Origin of the sequence: Micromonospora sp. C51, from assembly GCF_018070435.1 — a bacterium.
Classification (GTDB): Bacteria; Actinomycetota; Actinomycetes; order Mycobacteriales; family Micromonosporaceae; genus Micromonospora; species Micromonospora sediminimaris.
On sequence record NZ_JAGPXQ010000010.1, the window covers coordinates 20,910 to 43,639 of the forward strand.

Below are 22,730 nucleotides of genomic sequence, written 5' to 3' on the forward strand. Positions count from 1 at the left end.
TCGCGATGGCGACAACCGTCGGGGCATTGACACCGGCCCTACGGTGAGGCTGGTGTGCCGGGAAGCCTGGTCGGCGGTCGTGTCCTCAACAACCTCACGGAGGCCGCCGTGCAGCCACCCGCCATCCGCACCGAGCACCTGACCAAGCGCTACGGTTCGCTGCTCGCTCTCGACGATCTCGACCTGACCGTCGACGCCGGTGAGGTGTTCGGTTTCCTGGGCCCCAACGGCGCCGGCAAGTCCACCACCATCCGGCTGCTGCTCGGCCTGGCCCGCCCGACCGCCGGCCAGGCGTGGATCTTCGGCACTCCCGCCGCCGAGGTGGCCACGGCGCACCAGCGGCTCGCCTACGTGCCGCCCGATGTGACGCTCTGGCCGCAGCTCACCGGCGCGGAGATCCTGGAGCTGCTCGGCGCCACCGGGCCGGGCGTCGACGTCGCCTACCGGGACGAACTGGTGGCCCGGTTCGCCCTCGACCTGTCGAAGCCGGGCCGGGCCTACTCCACCGGCAACCGGCAGAAGGTGGCACTGATCGCCGCGTTCGCCACCCGCGCGCCGCTGCTCGTCCTGGACGAGCCGACCGCCGGCCTGGACCCGCTGATGGAACGCGAGTTCCGCCGCGCGGTCAACGAGGCCCGCGACGCCGGGAGCACGGTGTTCCTCTCCTCCCATCAGCTGGCGGAGGTGGAAGCCGTCTGCGACCGGGTGGGCATCCTGCGAGCCGGGCGTCTCGTCGACGTCGCCACCATGCCTGAGTTGCGGCGACTGCACCGCACCGAGGTGCTGGTGCGGTTCGCCGGCCCGGTGCCGGAGTTGACCGGCGTGGCGGGGATCGAGGGCGTTCAGGTCGACGGGGCGGCGCTGCGATTCACCCTCACCGGGCCGCCCGGCCCGGCCCTGCGGGCACTGGCGGCGGCCGACGTCACCACCCTCACCATGCGCGAGCCCACGCTGGAGGAGATCTTCCTCGACTACTACGGGGAGGGGAGCCGATGAGCACCGTCGGAGCCGGTGCCGCAGGCACCGCCACGGCCGCTGTCACCCGGCTCGCCCTGCGCCAGGTCCGCCGGCCCGCGCTCGTCGTGTCCGCGGTGACGGCCGGCATCACCGCCGTCGTCGTCGCCGGTTACGAGAGCACGGCCGGCACCGCACTCGACGCCGCCGCGTTGGCCGCCCTCGCTGAGAACCCGGCGGTCCGCACCCTCTTCGGCGAACCGTTCGCGCTGGACACCCCGGGTGGGTTCACCGTCTGGCGGACCGGCACCGTACTGGCCGTCCTGCTCTCGGTGTGGGGGGTGCTCGCCACCACCCGGGTCACCCGGGGCGAGGAGGAGAGCGGCCGGTGGGACCTCCTGTTGGCTGGCCGGCTGGCGGTGCCGGCTGTGCTCGGTCGGCACCTCGCCGTCCTGGATGCCGCCGTGGTGGTCGCCGGGGCCGCGGCCGGGGTCGTGCTCGTCGCGGCCGGTACGCCACCGGGCGGCGCACTTCGGTACGCGGCGGGTCTCGTGCTGGTTGCCCTCTTCGCCGTGTCGACGGCGCTGTTGACTGCGCAGGTGATGCCGACCCGGGCCGGAGCGAGCGGGTTGGCCCTGGCCGTGCTCGGCCTCGGGCTGCTGGCCCGGATGGTCGGGGACGGTGTCGCCGCGCTGGGTTGGCTGCGCTGGCTGTCGCCGTACGGGCTGCTCGCCCTCGTCCGCCCCTACCACGACGACCGGCTGTTGCCGCTGTTCGTGCTCGCCGGTGCGGCGCTCCTGGTCGGTACGGCGGCGATGGCGCTGGCCGGGCCTCGTGACGTTCGGGCCGGGCTGGTCGCCGCACCGGCCGGCCGGCCGCCCCGCACATGGCTGCTCGGCACGGTCGACGGTTTCGCGGTACGCCGGATGGTGCGCCCGCTCGCCGGCTGGTCCGCCGGGATCGGCGCCTACTTTCTGCTGATCGGTCTGCTGGCGACGTCGATGACCCGCTTCCTGTCGGACAATCCGCGCTTCGCCGAACTGGCCGCCCAGGCCGGCTTCACCGAGCTGGGCAGCGTACGCGGCTACACCGCGTCCCTGTTCGTCCTGCTCGCCCTGCCGGTCGGGGTCTTCGCCGCGTCCCGACTCGCCGAGTTCGTGGCCGCCGAGACGGACGGCCGGCTGACGTCGCTGTACGCGCAGCCGGTCAGCCGTAACCGGCTGCTGACCGCCGAGACGCTGGCCACCTTCGCCGGGGTGGCCGTCCTCGTCACCGTGGCGGCGACGGCGACCTGGCTCGGCGCCTATCTGGTGGACGCCCCGCTGCCGCTGACCGCGGCCCTGGCCGGCACCTGGAACGTGCTGCCGGTCGTGTTGCTCTGCCTCGGCGCGGCGATACTCGCGCTCGGTTGGCTGCCCCGGGCCACCGCGGCCGTCGGCGTCCTACCCGCGATCGGCGGGTTCCTGCTCCAGGTGCTCGCCGACAGCGCCGACCTTCCGGGGTGGGTGCCCGCGATCTCACCGTTCACCCATCTGGCGGCGGTCCCGGCCGAGTCGCCCGCCTGGCCGGCCTGGTGGATCATGACCGGGATCGCGGCGCTCGCCGCCGCCCTCGGCATGCTTGGCCACCGGCGTCGCGACCTGCTGGGTTGATCAGTGGCTGGCGGTTGGCAGCCGACCGTGGCTGCGCCTGCCCGGAAGGTGGACGCGGCCTAACCGAGCGGGTAGGCCATGGTCCCGGTGAGTGCCACCGTGCCCGGCAAGCGGGTGTCCTGCCGGAGGAACTGCACCACCACCGGCACCGGCGAACTGAGCACGCAGCCGTACGGGCGGTCGAGGCGGACAGCCTCCGGATCGATCAGGTCGTTGACCCGTACGTGCCGGATGCGTCGGGCACCGACGGCGAACCGGTACGGCCCGACCGGTTCGGCGTCCTCGTAGTAGAAGTTCAGCGTCACCTCCGCCTCGGAGGCGGTGGTGTTCAGCACACACAACTTGTCGAAACTGGTGAACTGCGGCTCGCCGCCGGTACCGCCGAACGGCACGTGCCCGCCCGGCACCGCCCACACCTGCGCCATCACGCCTCCTCCAGCAGTCGGGCCAGGTCCGGGGCGAGGAACACCCCGTCCGGGTCGAGGCGGCGGCGGGCCGCCTGGAAGTCGTCCCAGCGGGGAAAGAGCGGTCGCAGGTCGTCGGCGGTCAACCAGTGCTTCTTGCCCCAGTGCGGCCGTCCGCCGTACTGCCGGAAGACGGCCTCCATGTCCCGGAAGTACTCCTCGTACGGCAACGAGGCGTTCTGCAGGCAGGCGATGGCGGTGGTGGGGCGACCGTACGCGTTGCTGAGCCAGATGTCGTCGGCGGCGATGCTGCGGACCAGCACCCGCCAGCCCACGATGCGCCGATGTCGGCGCAGGATCCGCCGCCGGACCTCCGCGAAGCAGAACGGGAACGCCTCCGACGGGAGCATGTACTCGATTTCCTCGAAACGCAGTTTCCGGTTCTGCGGGATGGTGCGGTGGGTCGGCCCGACCTCCAATTCCCGGGGCGCGTACCACCCGTCGGTCTTGGGTGTCCGGCTGGTCGACGTCGACGACGGTGCGGATGCCCCGTCTGCCCGGTTCATGGTGCGGATCTGGGTCAGGTCGCTGCGCGGGTACCAGTAGAAGTCCACGTTGCGGTTGGTGTGTTGCAGGTCGGCCAGATGGTCGAGGGTCCACTCGACCGGTGCACACCAGGTCCGTCGGCTCAGGTCGTAGCGGGTTTGCAGGTCGAGCGTGAGCTGGGTGACCACACCGAGCACGCCGAGGGAGAGCCGGGCCGCAGGCAGCAGGTCGCTGTTGCGGGTCGCGGATACGTCCAGCACCTCGCCGGTGCCGGTCACGAGGCGTACCTCCGACACCTGGGTGGACAGGTTGCCAAAGCCGAGGCCGGTGCCATGGGTGCCGGTGGCGGTGGCGCCCGCGATGGACTGGTAGTCCACGTCGCCGAGGTTCTCCATCGCGAGTCCCGCCTTGTAGAGGCCCTCGCCCAGCTCTTTGAGCCGGCTACCGCCCCGGACCGTGGCCCGGTCACTGTCCTTGTCGATCACACCGGCCATCCGGTGCAGGCTGACCAGGGTGCCGTCGGTGCGTACCAGCGGGCTCGATGAGTGGCCCGAGCCCACCGGGCGCAGGGTGTTTCCCGACTCGCGGGCCCGCAACACCAGCTCCCGCACCTCGTCCTCGTCGGCCGGCTCGGCGTAGCCGGACGGGGTGAAGGCGAGACTGCCGGACCAGTTCACGAACGGACGGGACACCCCCGGCAACCTCCTCGCGACGGACGAACCGTGCGCTTACCCTCGGCCTGGCGGGGTAGTCGCGGGCATGGCCGAACCCGTCCCTGCCATGTCGAGGGCCCGACCCGACAGCGGGATACGTCGTGTCTGAGTGGTGGTACGCAGCGCTGGTGGCGGTGCTGTGGCTGGCCATCGGCCTGGGCACGGCGGCGGTCTTCGTCACCCGTGGCGGGCACCGCAGCCCGCTCTGGTACCTGGTGGGTGCGCTGCTCGGGCCGCTGTTCGTACCGATCGCGGTCGAGCGGGGCCGGGCCCGCCCACAGCTGGTCGACGTACGCCACCGGCCAGCCGAACCGGTCGGCACCGGACTGCGCGTGCTGGTCGGGGTGGACGGCTCCGCGCACTCCGACCGGGCGCTGCGTGCCATCGCCCGCGCCCTCACCGGAAGCACGAGTGAACTCGTCCTGGTCACCGTGACCAGCCCCGACCTGACCGACGCGGAGTCTCGGCGGGAGCACGAGCGGGCCCGTCGCATGATCGACGAGCGGGCCGCCGGACTTCCCGAAGGGTTGCCCCGGCCCACCACCGTGGTCGTCACCGGTCACCCGGCCGATGCCCTGCTGGCGGTCGCCGACGACCGGGATGTGGACCTGCTGGTGGTCGGCCGGCACGGACACGGGATCGGCGACCGCTTGCTGGGTAGCGTCGCCGAGGGGCTCACCCGCCGATCGAGGCGGGCCGTTCTGCTCGGCAGCCTGCCCGGCCGCTGACCGCCCGCGACCCACGCCACCACCCGGCACCCCACCAAGCCCTGACCTCGGTGTCGGTCGGTCCGGCGGTCCCGACCGGGAACCAGGCCGGCCCGGGGAGCGACTATAGGTACATGCGGTGTGAGCAGTGGCGGGAGATTCTGTCGGCGCAGTTGGACGGTGAGGTCACGGCGGACGAGCAGCGCAGGGTCGGTGCGCACCTGGACACCTGTGCCGGCTGCCGGGCCTGGCTGGACTCGGCGGCGAAGGTGACCCGCCGGGCGCGTACCCAGGTGGTGACCTCGCTGCCGGATCTGACCGAGGCGATTCTCGCCGCCGCGCCGCCGCCCCGTCGGCGCTGGCGCACGTTCGTCGCCGCCGCGATGCCAAGTCGTTGGTGGCCGGCGACCAGTGCGCGACCCAGCCTGGTCAACGGGCTGCGCGCCGCGCTGGGTCTGCTGGGCGCCGTGCAACTGGTGCTCGGGCTGGCGCAGATCGGCCGGGCCGAGGTCGCCGAGCACCTCCACTCCAACGGCCAGCACCTGTGGCACGAATCCGCCGCGTGGAACGTCGCCGTGGGTGCGGGCTTCCTCTTCGTCGCGTTGCGTCGAACTTCGCCGTCGGGGCTGCTGCCGATGCTCGGCGCCTTCGTGGTAACCCTGGTGTTGCTGTCGGTCAACGACCTCGTCGCCTCGCAGGTCGCGGTGGAACGGCTGGTGAGTCACGGTTTCCTGGTGGTCGGCTACCTGATCACCGTGCTGCTGGCCCGAAGCTCTCGCCAACCCGGCGACCCGAGCGACCGGCACCAGCCGGAGCGGTCCCGCTGGCGGTTGCGCCTCGACGAGATCGACGAGCCCGCCCCGCTACGGCTGCTGCCGCCCTACTCGGCCCAGGCGCACCACGGGCCGGCCCGGGCCGGTAGCGGCGCCGGCCGGGGCGACGGCAGCCGTGACCAGCGGCGGGTCGCCTGACAGGGCCTCAGCCGGCGGCACCGGGCCGGTCCGCCGGATGGTCGGCCGACCGTATCGCCGCGACCAGGTCCTCGCGGGCCCGGGCCACCCGGGACCGGATGGTGCCGACCGGCACGTCACACACCTGCGCGGCCTCGACGTACGACAGGCCGAGCAGTTGGGTCGCCACGAACGCCTCCCGCCGCTCGGGCGCGAGGCCGTCGAGCATTCCACGGAGTACCACCTGCTCGTCCACCCCGGCACGTACTCCGGCCGCAGTGCTCTCCGCGGCGGTCTGCCAGTCGCTGAGGTTCGCGGTCCGTGGCCGGCAGGTGGCGGCGCGTACCTGGTCCACGGCGACCCGGCGGGCGATGGCGAGCAGCCAGGTCCGTGCCGTGGAGCGGCCGGCGAACGACGGCAGTGCCCGCCAGGCTCGCAGGTACGTCTCCTGGACCAGGTCGTCGACCTCCCGCACCCCGGGCAGGTGGGTCAGGAACCGGCGTACGTCGTGCTGGGTGGCCCGCACGAACGCTGCTGCGGCGGCATGGTCGCCCCGGCCCGCGGCGAGCGCGTACCCGCTGATGTCGTCGGTCACGGCTGTCATCGCCGTATTGGTCGGTGGAAACCGCCGGTTGGTTCCCTGGCGAGCCGACAATTGGAGGACCTGCCTAGCCGGACCACTCCGGACGACGCCGTAGACTGCACTGATGGGGCACCTCACGTGAGCGAGCGGAGTGCCGTGCTGACTGACCAGCCGCCGCGGTACGGGCACCTGTGCTGGGCGTACGACGACCCGGCCGGGTTCATGACCCATGCCGTGGAGTTTCTGCGCGCCGGCTTGGCGGCCGGCGAGCGGGTCTGGTTCGTCGTCTCCGGTCCCACCGAACCGATCCGGGACCACCTGCTCGGGGTCCGGAATTTCGCCGACGCGCTGCTGACGGGCGCCGCCCAGGTCCGCTCCCTCGACGGCGCGTACGGCAGAACAGCGGTGATCGATCCGGCGAGTCAGGTGGCGGCCTACCGCCGGGCGACCCGGGAGGCGGTCGCCGCCGGATACACCGGCCTGCGGGTGGCCGCCGACGCCACCGAGCTGGTCCGCACCGCCGCGCAACGCGACGCGTTCGCCCGCTACGAGCAGCGCGTGAACGAGATGATGCGCACCGACCCGTTCCGGGCCATGTGCGCGTACGACCGCTCGCAGCTGGGCGAGCCGGCGGTCGCCGAGCTGGCCTGCCTGCACCCGGAACACAACCTCGGCCAGTTGCTGTTCCGGCTGTACGCGGTGCCGCTTCGTCAGGGGCAGGCCGCCCTCGCCGGTGAGTTGGACCCGTCCAACCACGACCTGTTCCGCACCGCGCTGGACCGCGCGGATCTGCAACCCGTCGATGACGAACTGGTGCTGGACGCCGACGGGCTCCGTTTCCTCGACCACCGGGCGCTCATCCACCTGAACGAGTACGCCCGGGACCGGCAGGTGACGGTGGTGCTACGGGCCGCCCGCTCCGGGGTGGCCCGGCTCGCCGCCCTGCTGGACCTGCCCGACCTGCGGGTGGAGGTGGCCCGGTGAGGACCGGTGCGGCCGCCGGGCGCACCGGCTATTTCCACGAGGCTCTCTGTTACGGCTCCGACCAGGAACTGCTCGCCGTCGTGATGCCATTCCTGGTCGGCGGTGTGGAAGCGAACGAGCCCACCTTCGTCTCGCTCGGCGAGCGCAACGCCAACCTGGTCCGTGCCGCGTTGCCCGCCGACACGAAGGTCGAGTTCCTGTCGGGCGGTGACGTCTACGCCCGGCCCACCGCCGCCATCCGGATGTACCGCCAGCTCCTCGCCGATCTGGTCGCCGACGGTGCCACCCAGATCCGGATCATCGGCGAGGTGCCACCGGTCGGTCTCGGCCCCACCTGGGACTGGTGGGCCCGGTACGAGTCGGCGATCAACCACGCGTACGACGACTGGCCGTTGTGGAGCATGTGCGCGTACGACACCCGGACCACAGCACCGGGGGTGCTGGCGGACGTCGCCGCCACTCACCCGTGCTTCGCCGCAGTCGACGGGCGGCACCTGCCGAGTGTCGACTACGTCGCGCCGGAGACCTTCCTGCGCCAGTCGCGCCCGATGCCTCCCGACCCGATGCAGACGACCCCGCCCCTGGTCGACCTGCTCGGCCCGACGGCGGCGCAGGCCCGCGCGGCCGTGCACCAGGTGGGCCAGGGCGGGCTACGGGATGACGAGTTCGACGACTTCGTCGTCGCCGTCAGCGAGACCGTCACCAACGGGCTGCGGCACGGCAGTCCACCGGTCCGGTTCCGGCTGTGGGCGGGCGCGGACCGCATCGTCGCCACCGTCAGTGACGCCGGCTCCGGCCCCCAGGATCCGTACGCCGGGCTGCTGCCGTCGGCCAACGGGATGCCCGGCGGGCTGGGCTTGTGGATCACCCATCAGTCGTGCAACCACGTCACCTACCACCGTGACGACCAGGGATTCACCCTGCGACTCACCGCCGGACGACCGCTGGGCGCCTGAGCACACACGAACCGCCGGGCCGGCGTTCGCCGGCCCGGCGGTTCGTCGCGTACCGGACTACTTGCGGAACGCGTCCTTGATCTTCTCGCCGGCCTGCTTGAGGTTGGCGCGCATCTGGTCGCCGCGACCTTCCGCCTCCAGGCGCTCGTCGTCGGTGGCGCGACCCACGCCTTCCTTGATCTTGCCGCCGGTGTCCTCGGCGGTGTTGTTGAACTTGTCCTCGACGCCCATGTCACCCTCCCGGGGAATCCTGTCGCTACGCCCAGTCAGGTACCCCAGTCCGGCATCGGCCAACCGGAAAGTTCAAGAAACGGGACGGAACCGGCGCAGCCGGAGGCTGTTGGCCACCACGAACACCGATGAGAACGCCATCGCCGCCCCCGCGATCATCGGGTTGAGCAGCCCGGCGGCTGCCAGCGGCAGGGCTGCCACGTTGTAGGCGAACGCCCAGAACAGGTTGCCCTTGATGGTGCCGAGGGTGGCGCGGGCCAGCCTGATGGCGTCCACGGCGGCCAGCAGGTCGTCCCGGACGAGAGTCAGGTCGGACGCCTCGATCGCCACGTCGGTACCGGTGCCCATCGCCAGGCCGAGGTCCGCCTGGGCCAACGCGGCGGCGTCGTTGACGCCGTCGCCCACCATCGCCACCGCCCGACCCTCCCCCTGCAACCGGGCGACCACCTCGACCTTCTCCGTGGGCAGCACCTCCGCGATCACCTCGTCGATGCCCACCTCGCCGGCCACCGCCCGAGCGACCGTGGCGTTGTCGCCGGTGAGCAGCACCGGCTTCAGGCCGAGCGCACGCAGCCGCCGTACCGCCTCCCGGCTGGTCGGCTTCACCTGGTCGGCCACGGCGAGCAGGCCGCGGGCCCGGCCGTCCCAGCCGACCAGCACGGCCGTGCGCCCCGCCGCCTCCGCGTCGGTCGCCGCCCGGGCGAGATCACCCGGTACGACCAGACCCCGCTCATCCAACAGCCGGGCCCGGCCGAGCAGCACCTGGCGGCCGTCCACGGTGCCGCTGACCCCCAACCCGGCCACGTTCGCGAAATCGGTGACCGGCGGCAGCGCGCCGACCTCGGCGGCACCGGCCACCACCGCCCGGGCGACCGGATGCTCCGAGCCACTCTCCAGGGCGGCGGCCAGGCGCAGCACCTCGTCGCGTCGCTCACCTGCGGCGGGGGTCACCGCGAGCAGACTCATCCGGCCGGTGGTCACGGTGCCGGTCTTGTCGAGCACCACGGTGTCCACCCGCCGGGTGGACTCCAGCGCCTCCGGCCCCTTGATCAGGACGCCGAGCTGTGCGCCCCGCCCGGTGCCGACCAGCAGCGCGGTCGGGGTGGCCAGGCCGAGGGCGCACGGGCAAGCGATGATCAGCACCGCCACGGCGGCGGTGAAGGCGGCGGCCGGTCCGGCGCCGTTCCCCAGCCACCAGCCCAGCGTGCCGGCAGCCAGGGCGATCACGATCGGCACGAAGACCCCGGAGATGCGATCGGCGAGCCGCTGGGCGGCGGCCTTGCCGCTCTGCGCCTGCTCGACCAGCCGGGCCATCTGGGCCAGCTGGGTGTCGGCACCGACCCGGGTCGCGGAGACCACCAGTCGGCCACCGGCGTTGACGCAGCCGCCGATCACCGCGTCACCCGTTCCCACCTCGACCGGTACCGACTCGCCGGTGACCAGGCTGGCGTCGACCGCCGAGGAGCCCTCCTCCACCGTTCCGTCGGTGGCGATCTTCTCGCCGGGCCGAACCACGAAGCGGTCGCCCACCACGAGCTGGTCGACCGGGATCCGGGTCTCGACGCCGTCCCGCAGCACAGACACGTCCCGCGCGCCGAGTTCCAGCAGGGCCCGCAGGGCCGCCCCGGCGGTTCGCTTCGCGCGCGCCTCGAAGTAGCGGCCGGCGAGGATGAAGGAGGTCACTCCGGCGGCCGCCTCCAGATAGATGTTGCCGGCGCCGTCGGTACGCCCGATGGAGAAGCTGAACGGATGGGTCATGCCGGGGGTGCCGGCGGTACCGAGGAGCAACGCCCACACCGACCAGCCGAGGGCGGCCAACGTGCCGAGCGACACCAGAGTGTCCATCGTCGCGGCACCGTGCCGCAGGTTGACCAGCGCGGCCCGGTGGAAGGGCAGCCCGCCGTAGACCACCACCGGGGCGGCCAGGGTCAGCGACAGCCACTGCCAGTAGGTGAACTGCCAGGCCGGCACCATGGCCAGCGCGATCACCGGCAGGCTCAGCGCCACCGATACCCACAACCGGGTACGCAGTGCGGGGAGCGGGTCCGCCGGCTCGGCGGCAGCCGGTCCGGCCGGGGTGGGCGGTGGCGGCAGGCTGGCCTGGTAACCGGTCTTCTCGACGGTGGCGACGAGATCGTCCGGAGTGACCGGGTCGGCGTACGAGACCGTCGCCTTCTCGGTGGCGTAGTTGACGGTGGCCTGCACGCCGTCCATCCGGTTGAGCTTCTTCTCGATCCGGGCGGCGCAGGACGCGCAGGTCATCCCGCCGATGGCCAGCTCGATCAGGTGCGGTGCGGCGGTCAGGGGTCGGCTCGTACTCATGGCTGGTCCTGTCAGTCGTGTCCGTGCCCGGGGGTTCCGTGCCCGTCCGCGGGCCCGGTGGGGTGCCCGTCGGCCGGTCCGGTGGTGGGGCGTCCGTCGGCCGGTCCGGTGGTGCCGCCTTGGTCACCGACGTGCACCGTGAGCTCGGCGGTACGCACCACTCCCCGGTGGCGGAAGTCGAGATAGAGCCGGTACGCGCCGGCCGAGGGGAACTCGGTGGCGAAGCTGACCTGTGGGCCGGGGGCGGTGCGCCCGTCTCCCGGGCTGCCCTCGGGGTGTACGTGGAGATAGGCCAGGTCACCACGGCGCAGCGCCACCAGGTGACCGTACGCGCCGAGGTACGGATCCAGGTCGGTGACCGGCGTGCCGTCGCGGCTGACGGTCAGCGTCAGGGTCGTGGTGCGCCCCGGCTGCGGGGCTCCGGTGAGGGCGACCGTGTAACCGTCGACGGTGGCGCTGCTCGCCGGGGCGGGCAGCGGCCGCTCGGTCAGCGCGCCGGGGACGGTCACGTCGACGCCGAGCGTCAAGGGGTCACCACCGGACGGGGTGAAGTCGGCGAAGGCCCGCCACACCCCGGGAGAGCCCAGCGGTGAGGCGATCCGCCAGGTGCCGTCCCCGGCCAGCTCCGGATGGACGTGCCGGAATCCGGAGAGGTCGCGGCGGGCCACGATGAGGTGCATCCGTTCGTCGTGGGTGACGTCGTACCCGGTCACCGGACGGCCATCGGGACCGGTGATCCGGAACGCGAACTCACCCGGCGGCGCGTCGACCGGCACCAGGGTGTAGCCACGGTCGGAAACGAGCAGGCCGCCGGGCAGGTGCCCGGCTCCTTCCTCGTGTCCGGCCACCCCCTCATGCCCGGCGTCACCCTCGTCGCGGGCGTCACCGCCGTGGCCGGCGCCCTCGCTGTCGTGGCCGGCGGCGACCACGGCAACCGGACCGGTCAGCTGCCCCACCCCGTAGGCCGTGCCGAACACCGCCGTCAGGCCGAGCACGAAGCCACTCAGCTTCGTCGCCGTGTTCATGGTTGACCCCTCGGTTTCCGCGCGCCGGCCGGCTCAGGCGCCGGCCAGCTCGTATCCGGCCTCGTCGACGGCGGCACGCACCGCGTCGTCGGAGAGCGGCTGGTCGCTGGTGACGGTGACCCGACCGGCGGCCAGATCCACCTGGACGTCCTTGACGCCCTCGATCGCACCGATCTCGGTGCTGACCGCGTTGACACAGTGCCCGCAGGTCATGCCCTGCACCTGGTACGTCGTGCTGACCATGGAACTCTCCTCGCTACTCCGAAAGGGGCGGGCCGAATGCCCACCCGGATACCCGCAGGGGGTATCCGTCGCATCGACCGTACCATACCCCCCGGGGGTAGGTTATTCTTGCCGGCATGAGCACACCCGCGCCGATCCGTGGCTACACCGCCAGCAAGGACCAGCTCCTCGCCCGCCTGCGCCGGGTGGAGGGCCAGGTCCGCGGCATCGAGAAGATGGTCGACGAGGACCGCTACTGCATCGACGTGCTCACTCAGATCTCCGCCATCCAGGCCGCCCTGGACAAGGTCGCCCTCGGCCTGCTCGACGGGCACGCCCGGCACTGCATGCACGAAGGTGCCGCCGAGGGGCGCGCCGACGAGATGGCGACCGAGATGATGGCCGCCGTGGGCCGGCTCATGAAGCGCGGCTGACCCGACCCGCCGACGCACCCTCGCGACAGGCGTCGGCAGGTCGGGCTGGTTACCATTCGCACACGATGGCCAGCCGAAATCCGTGCCTCGCGGCCCGAGGTCGCCGTCAGGCGTACGCCCGCACGGCCGTCGCGAGCCGGTCCACAGCTCACGGTACGCAGCCACCCTGCCACGCTCAGGCCATTCGGGCTGCCCTTCCACACCGCCGTCCGGCGGCACTGAACCGTCTCGCCCATCGACACGTACTCAGCCCTGAAATCGTTGGGAGACACTGAATGGGCGCCGACCACACCCGTTCCGCTCCGCCCACCCCGCCGGGGGTGCGGCGGATCCTTGTCGTGACGGTGGTCCCCCTCTTCATCGCCACCCTGGTCGCCGCCATCGTGCTCTGGCCCCGGGACGCCCCGCGCCCCGAGGCCGCCGACGACACCCCCCGCTACCACGGCACGGTCACCCGGGTGGTCAGCGAGCCGTGCCCACCCAACCCGGTGGTACCCGAGGGGACTCCGACGGCCGCGGACGGCCCCTGCGGCACGGTCACCGTCCGGGTGCAGACCGGACCGGACGCCGGGCAGGAGGTGCAGACACCCATCCCGACCGGGCCGGGCGCCCCTCGCGTGGAGGTCGACGACGACATCATCCTGGTCTCGCTGATCGACCCGGAGGACCCCTCGGTCAGCTCCTACAACATCGCCGAGCACCAACGCGGCAAGCCGCTGGTGTGGCTGGCCGTACTCTTCGCCGCCGCCATCGTCGCCTTCGGGCGGCTACGCGGACTGGCCGCGCTGGGTGGCCTGGCCGCCAGCTTCGCCATCCTGCTGACCTTCGTGCTGCCCGGCATCAGCGCCGGCCAGCCACCGCTCGCGGTCGCCATCGTCGGCGCCTCGCTGATCATGTTCGTGGTGCTGTACCTGACCCACGGCATATCCGCCCAGACCTCGGTGGCCGTGCTCGGCACGCTCGCCAGTCTGGTGCTCACCGGGCTGCTCGGGCTGGCCGCGACCGGGGCCACCCACCTGACCGGTTTCGGCAGCGAGGACGCCACCACCCTGTCCATGTTCCGCGCCGACGTCGACCTGCACGGTCTGCTGCTCGCCGGCATCATCATCGGCTCGTTGGGCGTACTCGACGACGTCACGGTCACCCAGGCCGCTGCGGTCAACGAGTTGCGCCACGCCAACCCGGGCCTCTCCCGCCGCGAGTTGTACCGCTCGGCGACCCGGGTCGGGCGGGCACACATCGCCTCGGTGGTCAACACGATCGTGCTGGCGTACGCCGGCGCCTCGCTGCCCCTCCTGCTTCTGCTGACCGCGGATTCCCGCGCGCTGGGGCAGATCCTGACCAGCGAGTTCCTCACCACGGAGATCGTTCGAAGCGTGGTCGCCACGCTCGGGCTGATCGCCGCGGTACCGCTGACCACCGCGCTGGCCGCGGTGGTCAGCACCGCCGGGCGCGGCGACGCCGACGTCCACAGCGGTGCGTCCACCCCCGTGATTCCCCGGCCGGCAACGGACCGGGCCGAGGCGCTCCACGCCCTCAGCACCCCACCCACCCGAAACACGTCCCCCGCCACCCCTTCGAGGTGGCCCGACCCGGACAGGAGCACGGACACCACATGGTGACACTCCTCAACGTGACCGCCTCTGCCAACGCGGCCCGTAATCGTGTCGCTGGTCACTCAAAGCGATTACGAAATGACGCATCTCGTCGGGTTCGGGGCGTAGAAGCACAGATGGACTGTCAGGTAACCTCACTGCCGGTCACCGCCGAAGGCGCGCAGCGGCGCCTGCGGTGCCGCCGCCCAATCGCCGCCAGGCGAGCCGGGGACCCAGGTACGTGGGGTGAATCCGCGAAAGCGGTAGGGGCCACTTCCGTCCCGAACCCGTCAGCTAACCCGGTCGGCGGTCGATGGAAGGGAATACAGTGACGGCACCCCTACGCCGCTGGTTGACGCCCGTGGTGGCCGTGTTCGCCGCGTTCGCCGTGTTCGCTGGTCCGATGCCGGCGACGGCCGCACCGAACGACCCCAAACCAGCGGAGCACGACGACGACCCGCCGATGCTCAACGACTTGATCGAGGCGACCACCCGGGACTACTCCAAGGCCAAGGCCAAACTGGAGAAGTCCAAGAAGCGCCAGCTCCGCCTGGCGGTCGAGGTCCGCGCCGCGCAGGCCGACCTCGACGCTCTCTCGCCACAGGTCGCCCAGATCGCCACCCAGTCGTACCGGACGGGCCGGGTCGGCGCGATCGCCATGCTGTTGCAGAGCAGCGCACCGGACTCGTTCATCAACCGGGCCTCAGCACTGGACGAGCTGAACCTGGTCAACGACAAGAAACTGGGCGAGGTCAACGCGATCAAGCTCCGCGCCGAGCAGGCCAAGCTCGCGCTCGACGCCGAGGTGCGCGAGCAGAAGAAGCTGACCAACGACATGGCGCGCAAGAAGAGCGAGGCGGAGAAGTCCCTCCGGCTGGTCGGTGGTGTCGGCCTGACCGGCGGGCTGGTGGACGCCACCTCGCCGGTGGCCCGGATTGCGCCGAACCGGGCCTCGGACGGCGGCTGGAAGTCCGAGTCATGCAGCCAGAACGATCCCACCACGTCGGGCTGCATCACCCCGCGGACGCTGCACATGTACAAGGAGGTCAAGCGGGCCGGATTCAACCGGTTCGTCGGCTGCTTCCGTCCGGGTGACAAGTTCGAGCACCCCAAGGGCCGAGCCTGTGACTGGTCATTGCAGAACAGCGGCTTCAGCCCGTGGCACAACAACGACACCCGGATCTACGGCAACAACCTGGCGGCCTTCCTGGTCCGCAACGCCGACCGACTGGGCGTCTACTACGTGATCTGGAACCGACAGATCTGGTTCGCGGCCACGGAACGCTGGAGTTCCTACAGTGGCCCGTCCAACCACACGGACCACGTTCACGTGTCGCTGCTCTGATCGCCGACGCGACGCACCGAGGGCCGTCCCGCCAACCGTGGCGGGACGGCCCTCGTCGTTCCGGAGGTCACCGTCGGACGCGGTCGCCGACTGCCGGTACCCGGACCCGCGTCATTCCTCGCGGTGGGTCGCGGGATCAGGGCGCGGTCGCCACCGCACCGCCGAGTTCGGCGGGTTCCGCGGCCACCGCCCGCACCTCACCGGCGGCCAGTCGGTACGACATGCCGACCACCGCACATCGCCCGGCAGCCACCTCCGCCGCGAGGGCCGCGGAGGAGGCCAGCATCGTCTCGACGGTCCGCGCGATGTGGACGTCCACGATGCCGTCCAGGTCGTGCACTCCGGCTTCCTGCGCCCGGTGCAGGCTCGGCACCACGGCGTCGACCACGGCACCCAGATGCCCGGGCGGCGTGGTGGCGGTGGCCAGCGCCTCGCGGGCCGCCTGGACAGCGCCGCACGAGTCATGGCCGAGCACCACCACCAGGGGCGTACGCAGCACGGCCACCGCGTACTCCACGCTGCCCAGCACCTCCGGCCCGACGGTGTGCCCGGCGGTGCGCACCACGAAGAGGTCACCCAACCCGCGATCGAAGATGATCTCGGCGGCGAGCCGGGAGTCGGAGCAGCCGACGATCACCGCGAAGGGATGCTGTTCGGCCGCGACGGCGGCCCGTCGCCCAGCGTTCTGGTTGGGATGCCGCAGTGCGTCGGTGACGAACCGCCGGTTGCCGGCGAGCAACTCGGCGAGGGCCCGCTGCGGGGCACCGGGAAGATCCGCGGTGAGTAACTCGCGGTCCGGTCCGGGCTGGGGACCGAGCGTTCCGGGTCGACTCATCCGGCTGCACCTCATCTCTGGGAGAATGCCTGGTCATCCCGGCCGGCGCTGGTCACGGGCTGCCATCACGGTCACACGCGGCATAACGCACGTCAAGCTATACGTGATATGCATTTCATGCATCAGTCGACGCTTGCGCCCGGCCGGACCGGGGCCGGTGACGGCGCGGGCCGGGGTACTCGAACGGCAGGTCATACGATGGCGGGCATGGCGAGCACTGACGGACGGGAAAGCGCACGGAACTGGACTTTCCTCACGAACCATGCGCACGTCCTGCTCGCCATCGCCCGTAACCCCACCGCCCGGCTACGCGACGTCGCGACGGAGGTCGGCGTCACCGAACGTGCCGCTCAGGCCATCGTCGCCGACCTGGAGGCGGGCGGCTACCTGCACCGCACCCGGGTGGGCCGGCGCAACGAGTACACCCTCAACCCGGCCGGGCGGTTCCGCCACCCGGCGGAGGCCGACCACCAGGTGGGTGACCTGCTGGCCCTCTTCACCAAGGAGCAGGTGACCGACACCGCCGACCATTGAGCCGGCGGCCGCCCTGATCAGACGACGTGGCGCGCTTCACCCACCCGGAACGATCGCCGCGCTGCGATCACGCCGACGGCGGGATAGGTTGGATCCCGTGTCGTCTCCAGCATTCGCCCGTCCACTGTGGCCGGCAATGCTGTGCGCACTACGTGAACTGACCCGGTTGGCGTTGGCGACCCTGGTGCTCGCCGTAGGTGTCGGTGGGGCCGTCGCGGCCGATCCGTCGGCCCGGCCCACCGCCGTACCACCACCGAGCGCCACGGTCGTCGGCGGCTCGCCATCCACCACGATGTCGGCCGTCCAGCCCATCGTCGAGCCCGCCCAGGCGGTCGACGCCGGCCAGGGTTGGCGGGCACCGGCCACCGGCGCGCCGCTGCGACCCGACCGTGCCGATGCCAAGCCGGCCGATGCCGCCCAGGTCGATCACCGCGTCGCCCCGGTGCCCGCCGTCCGTGCCGGTGAGCCGACCCGTCGCGGTCCACCCACCGACTGACCGACGGCGGTCCGCTCGACCGATCGAGCCAGGTGACGCCGCCGCTCCGCCGGCCAGACCCCCGGGACCCGGCCCAACGGCCAACCGTGGCATCAGCCGTGCCCCGGCGCGAGGCCCGCCGTCACAACCCGCGTCCATCACAGTCGACGACTCATCCCGACCGCGAGGTGTTGATGATGCGTACCGCTCTCTCCTCCGTCCTGCTCGACGCGCCCCGCGCCGCCGCCATCTGGCTGGGCCTGCTCGGCGTGGTGACGCTCGCCGTCACCGGCCTGCTGCTACGACCTCGACTTCTCCGCTTCGACGCCGGCACCCGCATCCGCGAGGCCGCGCTGCCTAGCCGGTCCGACCACGCCGAGCAACGACGTGACCAGGAGCGCTGGGCCGACGAGGTCACGATCGCCGCGGAGCGGGCCGACGCGACGGCCCGGCACCGCCGCGACGAATGGCTCACCGCGCAGGACGAGGCCGAGCAGGCGTGGCAGGCGTACGAGACCGCGGAGGCGGACGTACGCCGGCTCTCCGATGCCGCCGGCATGCCGCTGCCGCAGACCGCCCGCACCCCCGCCGAGTACGCCGACCGTGAGCGCTGGCTGCACCGGTCCGCCCTGGACGCGTACTGGCGGCGGGAGTTGTCGGTGGAGCAGCTCAGCGATGTCTTCGCGCACCGCGGCTGGGATCCCCGGTTGCACCCGGTGGAGCAGGAGTTGATGCTGCGCCGGGCGGTACGCGACCACCTGCTGGCCCGGCAGCGGGCGGCCCGGGAACGGGAGCAGGCGACCTGGCGGGCCGCGGAACTCGCCGCCGCCGCGGCGAGGAGCCTGCGCGAGGAAGCGGCCGCCGCGCTGTTGCCGGCGGCAGCGGAACGTGAGTCGCTCCTTCCGCTGACCACTCCCGCTGCCGCCGAGCAGACCCGGGAGATCCCGGCGGTCGTCGGCCGGGCACCGGTCGCCGCGTACTGATAGCCGAACGCCCTCCGGCCCGATCTCCGGCAATTAGTGTCGGAAGGACGTCGACCGGGTACCGACCTCGCCGGACATTGAGGAGGGCCGACGTGGTCGCAAGCGATGGCGGAAACCAGCCCGACGAGACGGCGGTTCGGGGTGCCGGGCCGCGCCAGACCTGGGCCGCCCTGCCCTGGCTGGTCCGTTCCGCGGTGGTGTGGAGCGCCTGCCTGGTGGTGATCGCCGCCGGGCTCTATCTGCTGGCCCGGATCACGCTGCTGGTCACCCCGCTGGCCATCGCCGTGGCCGCGACCCTGTTCCTCGCCGCGCTGCTCGATCCGGTGCAGCTGGCGCTCCGCCGGCTGCGTCTGCCGGCCGCGCTCGCCGCTCTGCTCAGCGTGCTGCTCCTGCTCGGCATCCTGGGCGGCGTCGGCGCACTGGTGTGGAGTCTGACCGCCGACCAGTTCAGCGAGTTGGGTCAGGAACTGCGGCAAGGGCTGGAGCGCACCCGCGACTTCGTCACCTCCACCCTGCCGGTCAGCGACGCACAGCTCGACAGCCTGCTGGACCAACTGCGCCAGGCGATCAGCCAGCAGCAGGTGGACCCGGTCGCCAGCGCCCGCACCGTGGCCGAGGTCGTGGGCTCCGCCCTGCTCGCCCTGGTGCTGCTGTTCTTCCTGCTCAAGGACGGCCGGGAGATGTGGCAGTGGACGCTGCGCCGGGCCGCCGGCCGCAACCGGGACATCGCCGCCGAGGCGGGCCGCATCGGCTGGCACACCCTCGGTTCGTACAGTCGGGGCACCATGTTGATCGCGGCCATCGACGCCATCGGTATCGGCCTGGCGCTGGTGCTGCTCAGGGTGCCGCTGGCGTTCCCGCTAGCATTGATCACGTTCATCGGCGGGTTCGTACCGATCGTCGGTGCCACCGTGGCCGGCGCGGTCGCGGTGCTGGTGGCCCTGGCCGCCAACGGGCCGACCACCGCCCTGCTCACCCTTGCCGCCGTGATCGCCGTTCAGCAGATCGAGGGCAACCTGCTGGAGCCGCTGGTGATGAAGCGCCAGGTACGGCTGCACCCGGTGGTGATCCTGGTCGCGGTGACCGCCGGCACCCTGATCGCCGGCATCGCGGGCGCCTTCGTGGCGGTCCCGATCACCGCCGTCGCCTGGCGGGTGATCGACAGCGTGCAGCGTCAACGTGAGGCCGCCGCGACACCATCTGGCCCGGCGCCCACCGAGCCCGCCCCGGACTCGACGCCGGCGTAACCCACCGAGTGGGCCAGCCACCGCGAAACCGCCTCCCACCTGCGAAAATAGACTGTCATCCGAGCGACAGATCTACCCCGAGCGCCGACCAGAGATGCTATAGAGATATGGGCGGAAACGGAAACTTTCCGAGTGAATGTCGTGTTTGACGGATATTCCGATCGCCGCTCTCAGGTGCGGGACGCGACCGGCAGAACAACGGGGTGACCACCGGTCGGGTGACTCTCCTCGCGCCACCGTCCACATCCGCGTTGAGGTCGAGCACCCGCCGCACCGGCGGCCGGTGCCCAGGTAGGAGCACCAATGTCAATTCCGCACCGAATCCGCGTGCTGGCCGCCCTGGCGATCGCATCCACACTGGCACTGTCCGCTGCGGCGGCGGCCCCGGCCGCCGCCCGGGATCCGGTCGTCGACAAACCGGTCGCTACCCGGGCGGCTCCGCCCTCGCTGGCCAACATGCAACTGGTGACTGAGTCCACGAAGGCCGCCAAGGCGGCACCGCAACCGGAGAAGCCGGCCGCGCCGGCCGCACCCCGGGCCGCCCGCAAGGGCAGCAAGGCCGTCGTCACCTGGAAGGCACCCGACGACCGCGGCAGCAAGATCACCGGGTACGTGGTGACGCCCTACCGCAACGGCAAGGCCCAGAAGCGGATCACCTTCGACGCGTCGAAGACCAGCCGAAAGGTCAGTGGTCTGCGCGCTGGCGGGGCGTACACCTTCACGGTGGCCGCGAAGAACGCGGCCGGCGTGGGGCCAGCCAGCAAGCGGTCCGCGCGGGCCGGCATCCTGGCCCTGCCGTCGGCGCCGACCATAGCGGCGGTCTTCGCCAACAGCGTGAGCGCCACGCTGAGCTGGACCCCCGGTTTCGACGGCGGCTCGCCGGTCACCAACTGGGTGATCACCCCCTACATCGGCGGCGCCCCCCAGGCGAGTCAGACCCTCGGCCCGGCGACCACCGGGACGGCCACCGGCCTGACGGCCGGGGTCACCTACCGGTTCACCGTGGCCGCCCGGACCAGCCAGGGCACCGGTCCCGAGTCGGCGCTGTCGCCGGTTGTGATCACCAACGTGTCCCCCACACTTGCGTTCCCCACGCCGCCGCCGGCCGCGGTGGGCGTCGCCTACGTCGCCGCCCTGGACGTGACCCGCGGCGTGCCGCCGTTCGTGTGGTCCGTCGAGTCCGGCAGCCTTCCACCGGGGCTGACCATCCGGCCCGATGACGGCACCCTCTCCGGGGTGCCGACCACCGCCGGCACCTACCCGCTGGTGGTCCGGGTCGTCGACGCGGACGGCCACTACGGCTCGCGGCTGATCGTGCTCCAGGTCAACCAGGCCCCCGAACTGCGCAACACGGAGCCCCCGCTGGGTGAGGTCGAGGCGGCCTACTCGAACCAGTTCACCGTGGTCGGCGGCACCGCGCCGTTCAGCTGGTCGCTCGCCGACGGGTCACTGCCGCCGGGCCTGACCCTCGACCCGGCCACCGGGAACCTCACCGGCCTGCCGACGGTCGCCAATGCCTACCCGTTCACGATCCGCGTCACCGACGCCTTCGGGCTCACCGACACCCAGAACTTCCGGCTGATCGTCCAGCCGAAGAGCGTGGTGACCCTGACCGCCTCCGTCGCCCAGACCGACTTCGGCACCCCGGTGACCTTCAACGTGACGGTCGGCCCGGGCGTGGCCGAGGGCACCGTCACGCTGATCGACGTGCTGCCGAACGGCACCGACGAACCGCTGGGCACCTTCCCGGTGAGCTTCAACGCGGCGGAGTTCCAGGCGCAGATGCCGGCCTTCGGCCTGAACAGCTTCCGGGTCCAGTACGACGCCAGCAACACCAACGGCGTGTCCAATTCGAACGTTGTCGTCGTCGATGTCCGCGCCGTGCCGGGGCAGGTGCTCATCGGCCAGTTCGCCCAGTCCGGGCTCGCCGGCCCCGCCGACCAGTTCGTCGGCATACGCAACACCACGGCGCTCAACCTGCCGATCGCCGGCTTCACCATCGAGACCGCGGGCGGCCCGACGGTCACCATCCCGCAAAGCGCCCGTCCCATCCCGCCAGGCCGCGGCTATCTGGTCGCGGCAGCCGACTACTCGCTGGACAACATCCTGCCCGACCTGGTGGTGCCAAGTCTCGGGCCCGGCGGCGGCCTCCGGCTGGTCGCCCCGGACGTGCCCGGCACCATCGTCGACGCGGCCGGCTCGGCACCCGGCTTCTTCGTGGGCAGCCCGCTGCCGGCCTTCGGCGCCCCACCGTTCGTCACCTTCGCCTGGGTACGGCTGCGCACCAACGGACAGCTGGTGGACACCGACGACACCGCCCGCGACATGACGCTGGTGTCGACCGTCCTCGGCCCGCTCAACGGGCTGCCCGCGGCACTCGGCAGCCCGTCGCCGCAGAACAGCCTCGGCGTCTACCAGCAGAACGGCAGCTTGCAGACCACCCTGCTGGACACCGGCGTCGCCTCCTCGGCGGTGCCCAACCGGGAAGTGATCGGCAACCGCATCGTGCTGCGCCGGACGCTCACCAACCGGTCCGCCCAACCCATCACCCAGGCCCGGCTGCGGATCACCGCACTCAGCCAGGCGAACGGCGCACCGAAACCGGGTGACCCGGAGCCGCCGCCGCCGCACGGCAACCTGCGGCTGATCAACCCGACCACACCCACCAGTTCGGTCACACTGAGCAACGGCGACACCGTGACCGTGCAGAACCTGCGGATGGACGCCCCGGCGACCAGCCCACCCGGCGGTGGCCTCTCCACCACCCTGGCCCTCCCGCTCGACCTGGGCGGCCTCGGCAGCGGTGAGTCGATCGACATCGCCCTGACCCTCGCCATCGACACCCCCGGCCGGTACTGGATCGGCTGGGACATCGACGCCCTCGGCGGCACCCCGGCTGCGACAGCCAGCAAGGTGTCCAGCGCGAACTCCCGCACCAAGCTCAAGAAGGCCGGCCCGAACTCGGCCAGCTTCCGCAAGGGGCACCTGGTCAGCGGCACACTGCGCTGACCGACAACGAACGGTGCGGGTGGT

Annotated in this window: 22 protein-coding genes and 1 riboswitch; of the genes, 14 read left to right on the forward strand and 8 right to left on the reverse strand. The window is 71.9% G+C overall.

All coding sequences use genetic code 11. The features are described from left to right. Positions 1–54 precede the first annotated feature (54 nt). On the forward strand, positions 55–996 hold the full coding sequence (locus KBX50_RS13655; protein ID WP_307870949.1) for an ABC transporter ATP-binding protein: 942 nt from the start codon (positions 55–57) through the stop codon (positions 994–996). Beyond that, positions 993–2,606 (forward strand): ABC transporter permease, encoded by a 1,614-nt coding sequence (locus KBX50_RS13660; RefSeq protein WP_210937411.1) that lies wholly within the window; start codon positions 993–995, stop codon positions 2,604–2,606. Before KBX50_RS13655 ends, KBX50_RS13660 begins: the two co-directional genes overlap by 4 nt. A 59-nt stretch (positions 2,607–2,665) precedes the next feature. Here KBX50_RS13660 and KBX50_RS13665 read toward each other — a convergent pair whose 3' ends face one another. Next, positions 2,666–3,031 carry a sensory rhodopsin transducer gene (locus KBX50_RS13665; RefSeq protein WP_210937412.1) on the reverse strand — a complete coding sequence of 122 codons (366 nt, stop codon included), beginning with the start codon at positions 3,029–3,031 and terminating at the stop codon, positions 2,666–2,668. Further along, positions 3,031–4,248 (reverse strand): D-arabinono-1,4-lactone oxidase, encoded by a 1,218-nt coding sequence (locus KBX50_RS13670; protein WP_210937413.1) that lies wholly within the window; start codon positions 4,246–4,248, stop codon positions 3,031–3,033. The genes KBX50_RS13665 and KBX50_RS13670 overlap by 1 nt, the downstream gene beginning before the upstream one ends. A 122-nt stretch (positions 4,249–4,370) precedes the next feature. Here KBX50_RS13670 and KBX50_RS33585 point away from each other — a divergent pair, with 122 nt between their 5' ends. Both KBX50_RS33585 and KBX50_RS13680 read left to right on the forward strand, forming a co-directional pair. Continuing rightward, on the forward strand, positions 4,371–4,997 hold the full coding sequence (locus KBX50_RS33585; RefSeq protein ID WP_210937414.1) for a universal stress protein: 627 nt from the start codon (positions 4,371–4,373) through the stop codon (positions 4,995–4,997). A gap of 113 nt (positions 4,998–5,110) precedes the next feature. Further along, entirely contained in the window at positions 5,111–5,947 is an 837-nt protein-coding gene (locus KBX50_RS13680) for a zf-HC2 domain-containing protein (RefSeq protein ID WP_210937415.1), read from the forward strand. Between the two features lie 7 nt (positions 5,948–5,954). Here the strand turns inward: KBX50_RS13680 and KBX50_RS13685 are convergent, their stop codons facing one another. Continuing rightward, positions 5,955–6,530, reverse strand: a complete 576-nt coding sequence (locus KBX50_RS13685) for a sigma-70 family RNA polymerase sigma factor (protein ID WP_210937416.1) — start codon at positions 6,528–6,530, stop codon at positions 5,955–5,957. Between the two features lie 117 nt (positions 6,531–6,647). Between KBX50_RS13685 and KBX50_RS13690 the strand changes: the two genes are divergently transcribed. Together KBX50_RS13690 and KBX50_RS13695 are read left to right on the forward strand one after the other, a co-directional pair. Next, positions 6,648–7,493 (forward strand): MEDS domain-containing protein, encoded by an 846-nt coding sequence (locus KBX50_RS13690; protein WP_307870950.1) that lies wholly within the window; start codon positions 6,648–6,650, stop codon positions 7,491–7,493. After that, positions 7,490–8,449, forward strand: coding sequence for an anti-sigma factor RsbA family regulatory protein (locus tag KBX50_RS13695; RefSeq protein WP_210937418.1), 960 nt, complete (start codon positions 7,490–7,492; stop codon positions 8,447–8,449). The genes KBX50_RS13690 and KBX50_RS13695 overlap by 4 nt, the downstream gene beginning before the upstream one ends. Before the next feature lie 57 nt (positions 8,450–8,506). On the opposite strand, the gene KBX50_RS13700 is transcribed toward KBX50_RS13695, so the two are convergent. The 4 genes from KBX50_RS13700 to KBX50_RS13715 all read right to left on the reverse strand — a co-directional run bounded on the left by KBX50_RS13700 (position 8,507) and on the right by KBX50_RS13715 (position 12,270). Further along, the gene (locus KBX50_RS13700; RefSeq protein WP_210937419.1) at positions 8,507–8,680 is read right to left on the reverse strand and encodes a CsbD family protein; all 174 of its coding nucleotides are present in this window, start codon (positions 8,678–8,680) and stop codon (positions 8,507–8,509) included. A 72-nt stretch (positions 8,681–8,752) separates the two neighbouring features. Beyond that, a complete protein-coding gene (locus KBX50_RS13705; RefSeq protein WP_210937420.1) occupies positions 8,753–11,002 on the reverse strand; it encodes a cation-translocating P-type ATPase in 2,250 nt (749 codons plus the stop codon). Between the two features lie 11 nt (positions 11,003–11,013). Beyond that, entirely contained in the window at positions 11,014–12,027 is a 1,014-nt protein-coding gene (locus KBX50_RS13710; RefSeq protein ID WP_210937421.1) for a hypothetical protein, read from the reverse strand. A gap of 33 nt (positions 12,028–12,060) precedes the next feature. After that, complete coding sequence (locus KBX50_RS13715) at positions 12,061–12,270, reverse strand: heavy-metal-associated domain-containing protein (protein WP_093408540.1); 210 nt, start codon at positions 12,268–12,270, stop codon at positions 12,061–12,063. Positions 12,271–12,386: 116 nt separating this feature from the next. Between KBX50_RS13715 and KBX50_RS13720 the strand changes: the two genes are divergently transcribed. The 3 genes from KBX50_RS13720 to KBX50_RS13730 all read left to right on the forward strand — a co-directional run bounded on the left by KBX50_RS13720 (position 12,387) and on the right by KBX50_RS13730 (position 15,623). Further along, positions 12,387–12,683, forward strand: coding sequence for a metal-sensitive transcriptional regulator (locus KBX50_RS13720; protein WP_093408543.1), 297 nt, complete (start codon positions 12,387–12,389; stop codon positions 12,681–12,683). 275 nt (positions 12,684–12,958) lie between these two features. Further along, positions 12,959–14,305: a YibE/F family protein gene (locus KBX50_RS13725; RefSeq protein WP_210937422.1), complete on the forward strand. Its 1,347-nt coding sequence runs from the start codon at positions 12,959–12,961 to the stop codon at positions 14,303–14,305. A gap of 166 nt (positions 14,306–14,471) precedes the next feature. Beyond that, positions 14,472–14,603: riboswitch (cyclic di-AMP (ydaO/yuaA leader) on the forward strand. A 3-nt stretch (positions 14,604–14,606) separates the two neighbouring features. Then, positions 14,607–15,623: a hypothetical protein gene (locus tag KBX50_RS13730; protein ID WP_210937423.1), complete on the forward strand. Its 1,017-nt coding sequence runs from the start codon at positions 14,607–14,609 to the stop codon at positions 15,621–15,623. A 136-nt stretch (positions 15,624–15,759) separates the two neighbouring features. On the opposite strand, the gene KBX50_RS13735 is transcribed toward KBX50_RS13730, so the two are convergent. Then, positions 15,760–16,458 (reverse strand): carbonic anhydrase, encoded by a 699-nt coding sequence (locus KBX50_RS13735; protein WP_210937424.1) that lies wholly within the window; start codon positions 16,456–16,458, stop codon positions 15,760–15,762. 198 nt (positions 16,459–16,656) lie between these two features. Here KBX50_RS13735 and KBX50_RS13740 point away from each other — a divergent pair, with 198 nt between their 5' ends. The 5 genes from KBX50_RS13740 to KBX50_RS13760 all read left to right on the forward strand — a co-directional run bounded on the left by KBX50_RS13740 (position 16,657) and on the right by KBX50_RS13760 (position 22,706). Beyond that, entirely contained in the window at positions 16,657–16,992 is a 336-nt protein-coding gene (locus tag KBX50_RS13740) for a MarR family winged helix-turn-helix transcriptional regulator (protein WP_093408553.1), read from the forward strand. Between the two features lie 97 nt (positions 16,993–17,089). Next, positions 17,090–17,488 (forward strand): hypothetical protein, encoded by a 399-nt coding sequence (locus tag KBX50_RS13745; RefSeq protein ID WP_210937425.1) that lies wholly within the window; start codon positions 17,090–17,092, stop codon positions 17,486–17,488. A gap of 176 nt (positions 17,489–17,664) precedes the next feature. Continuing rightward, positions 17,665–18,450, forward strand: a complete 786-nt coding sequence (locus KBX50_RS13750) for a hypothetical protein (protein WP_210937426.1) — start codon at positions 17,665–17,667, stop codon at positions 18,448–18,450. A 92-nt stretch (positions 18,451–18,542) separates the two neighbouring features. Beyond that, the gene (locus tag KBX50_RS13755) at positions 18,543–19,697 is read left to right on the forward strand and encodes an AI-2E family transporter (RefSeq protein WP_210937427.1); all 1,155 of its coding nucleotides are present in this window, start codon (positions 18,543–18,545) and stop codon (positions 19,695–19,697) included. Positions 19,698–20,000: 303 nt separating this feature from the next. Next, positions 20,001–22,706, forward strand: coding sequence for a fibronectin type III domain-containing protein (locus tag KBX50_RS13760; protein ID WP_210937428.1), 2,706 nt, complete (start codon positions 20,001–20,003; stop codon positions 22,704–22,706). Positions 22,707–22,730 lie beyond the last annotated feature (24 nt).

Excerpts from the sequence above, each read along its gene's own strand:
- KBX50_RS13715 (WP_093408540.1), bottom strand. The coding sequence starts at position 12,270 with ATGGTCAGCACGACGTACCAGGTGCAGGGCATGACCTGCGGGCACTGT.
- KBX50_RS13740 (WP_093408553.1), top strand. The coding sequence starts at position 16,657 with ATGGCGGGCATGGCGAGCACTGACGGACGGGAAAGCGCACGGAACTGG.
- KBX50_RS13660 (WP_210937411.1), top strand. The coding sequence starts at position 993 with ATGAGCACCGTCGGAGCCGGTGCCGCAGGCACCGCCACGGCCGCTGTC.
- KBX50_RS13685 (WP_210937416.1), bottom strand. The coding sequence starts at position 6,530 with ATGACAGCCGTGACCGACGACATCAGCGGGTACGCGCTCGCCGCGGGC.
- KBX50_RS13750 (WP_210937426.1), top strand. The coding sequence starts at position 17,665 with ATGCGTACCGCTCTCTCCTCCGTCCTGCTCGACGCGCCCCGCGCCGCC.
- KBX50_RS13720 (WP_093408543.1), top strand. The coding sequence starts at position 12,387 with ATGAGCACACCCGCGCCGATCCGTGGCTACACCGCCAGCAAGGACCAG.
- KBX50_RS13760 (WP_210937428.1), top strand. The coding sequence starts at position 20,001 with ATGTCAATTCCGCACCGAATCCGCGTGCTGGCCGCCCTGGCGATCGCA.
- KBX50_RS13680 (WP_210937415.1), top strand. The coding sequence starts at position 5,111 with ATGCGGTGTGAGCAGTGGCGGGAGATTCTGTCGGCGCAGTTGGACGGT.
- KBX50_RS13735 (WP_210937424.1), bottom strand. The coding sequence starts at position 16,458 with ATGAGTCGACCCGGAACGCTCGGTCCCCAGCCCGGACCGGACCGCGAG.
- KBX50_RS13705 (WP_210937420.1), bottom strand. The coding sequence starts at position 11,002 with ATGAGTACGAGCCGACCCCTGACCGCCGCACCGCACCTGATCGAGCTG.
- KBX50_RS13665 (WP_210937412.1), bottom strand. The coding sequence starts at position 3,031 with ATGGCGCAGGTGTGGGCGGTGCCGGGCGGGCACGTGCCGTTCGGCGGT.
- KBX50_RS13700 (WP_210937419.1), bottom strand. The coding sequence starts at position 8,680 with ATGGGCGTCGAGGACAAGTTCAACAACACCGCCGAGGACACCGGCGGC.
- KBX50_RS13710 (WP_210937421.1), bottom strand. The coding sequence starts at position 12,027 with ATGAACACGGCGACGAAGCTGAGTGGCTTCGTGCTCGGCCTGACGGCG.
- KBX50_RS13725 (WP_210937422.1), top strand. The coding sequence starts at position 12,959 with ATGGGCGCCGACCACACCCGTTCCGCTCCGCCCACCCCGCCGGGGGTG.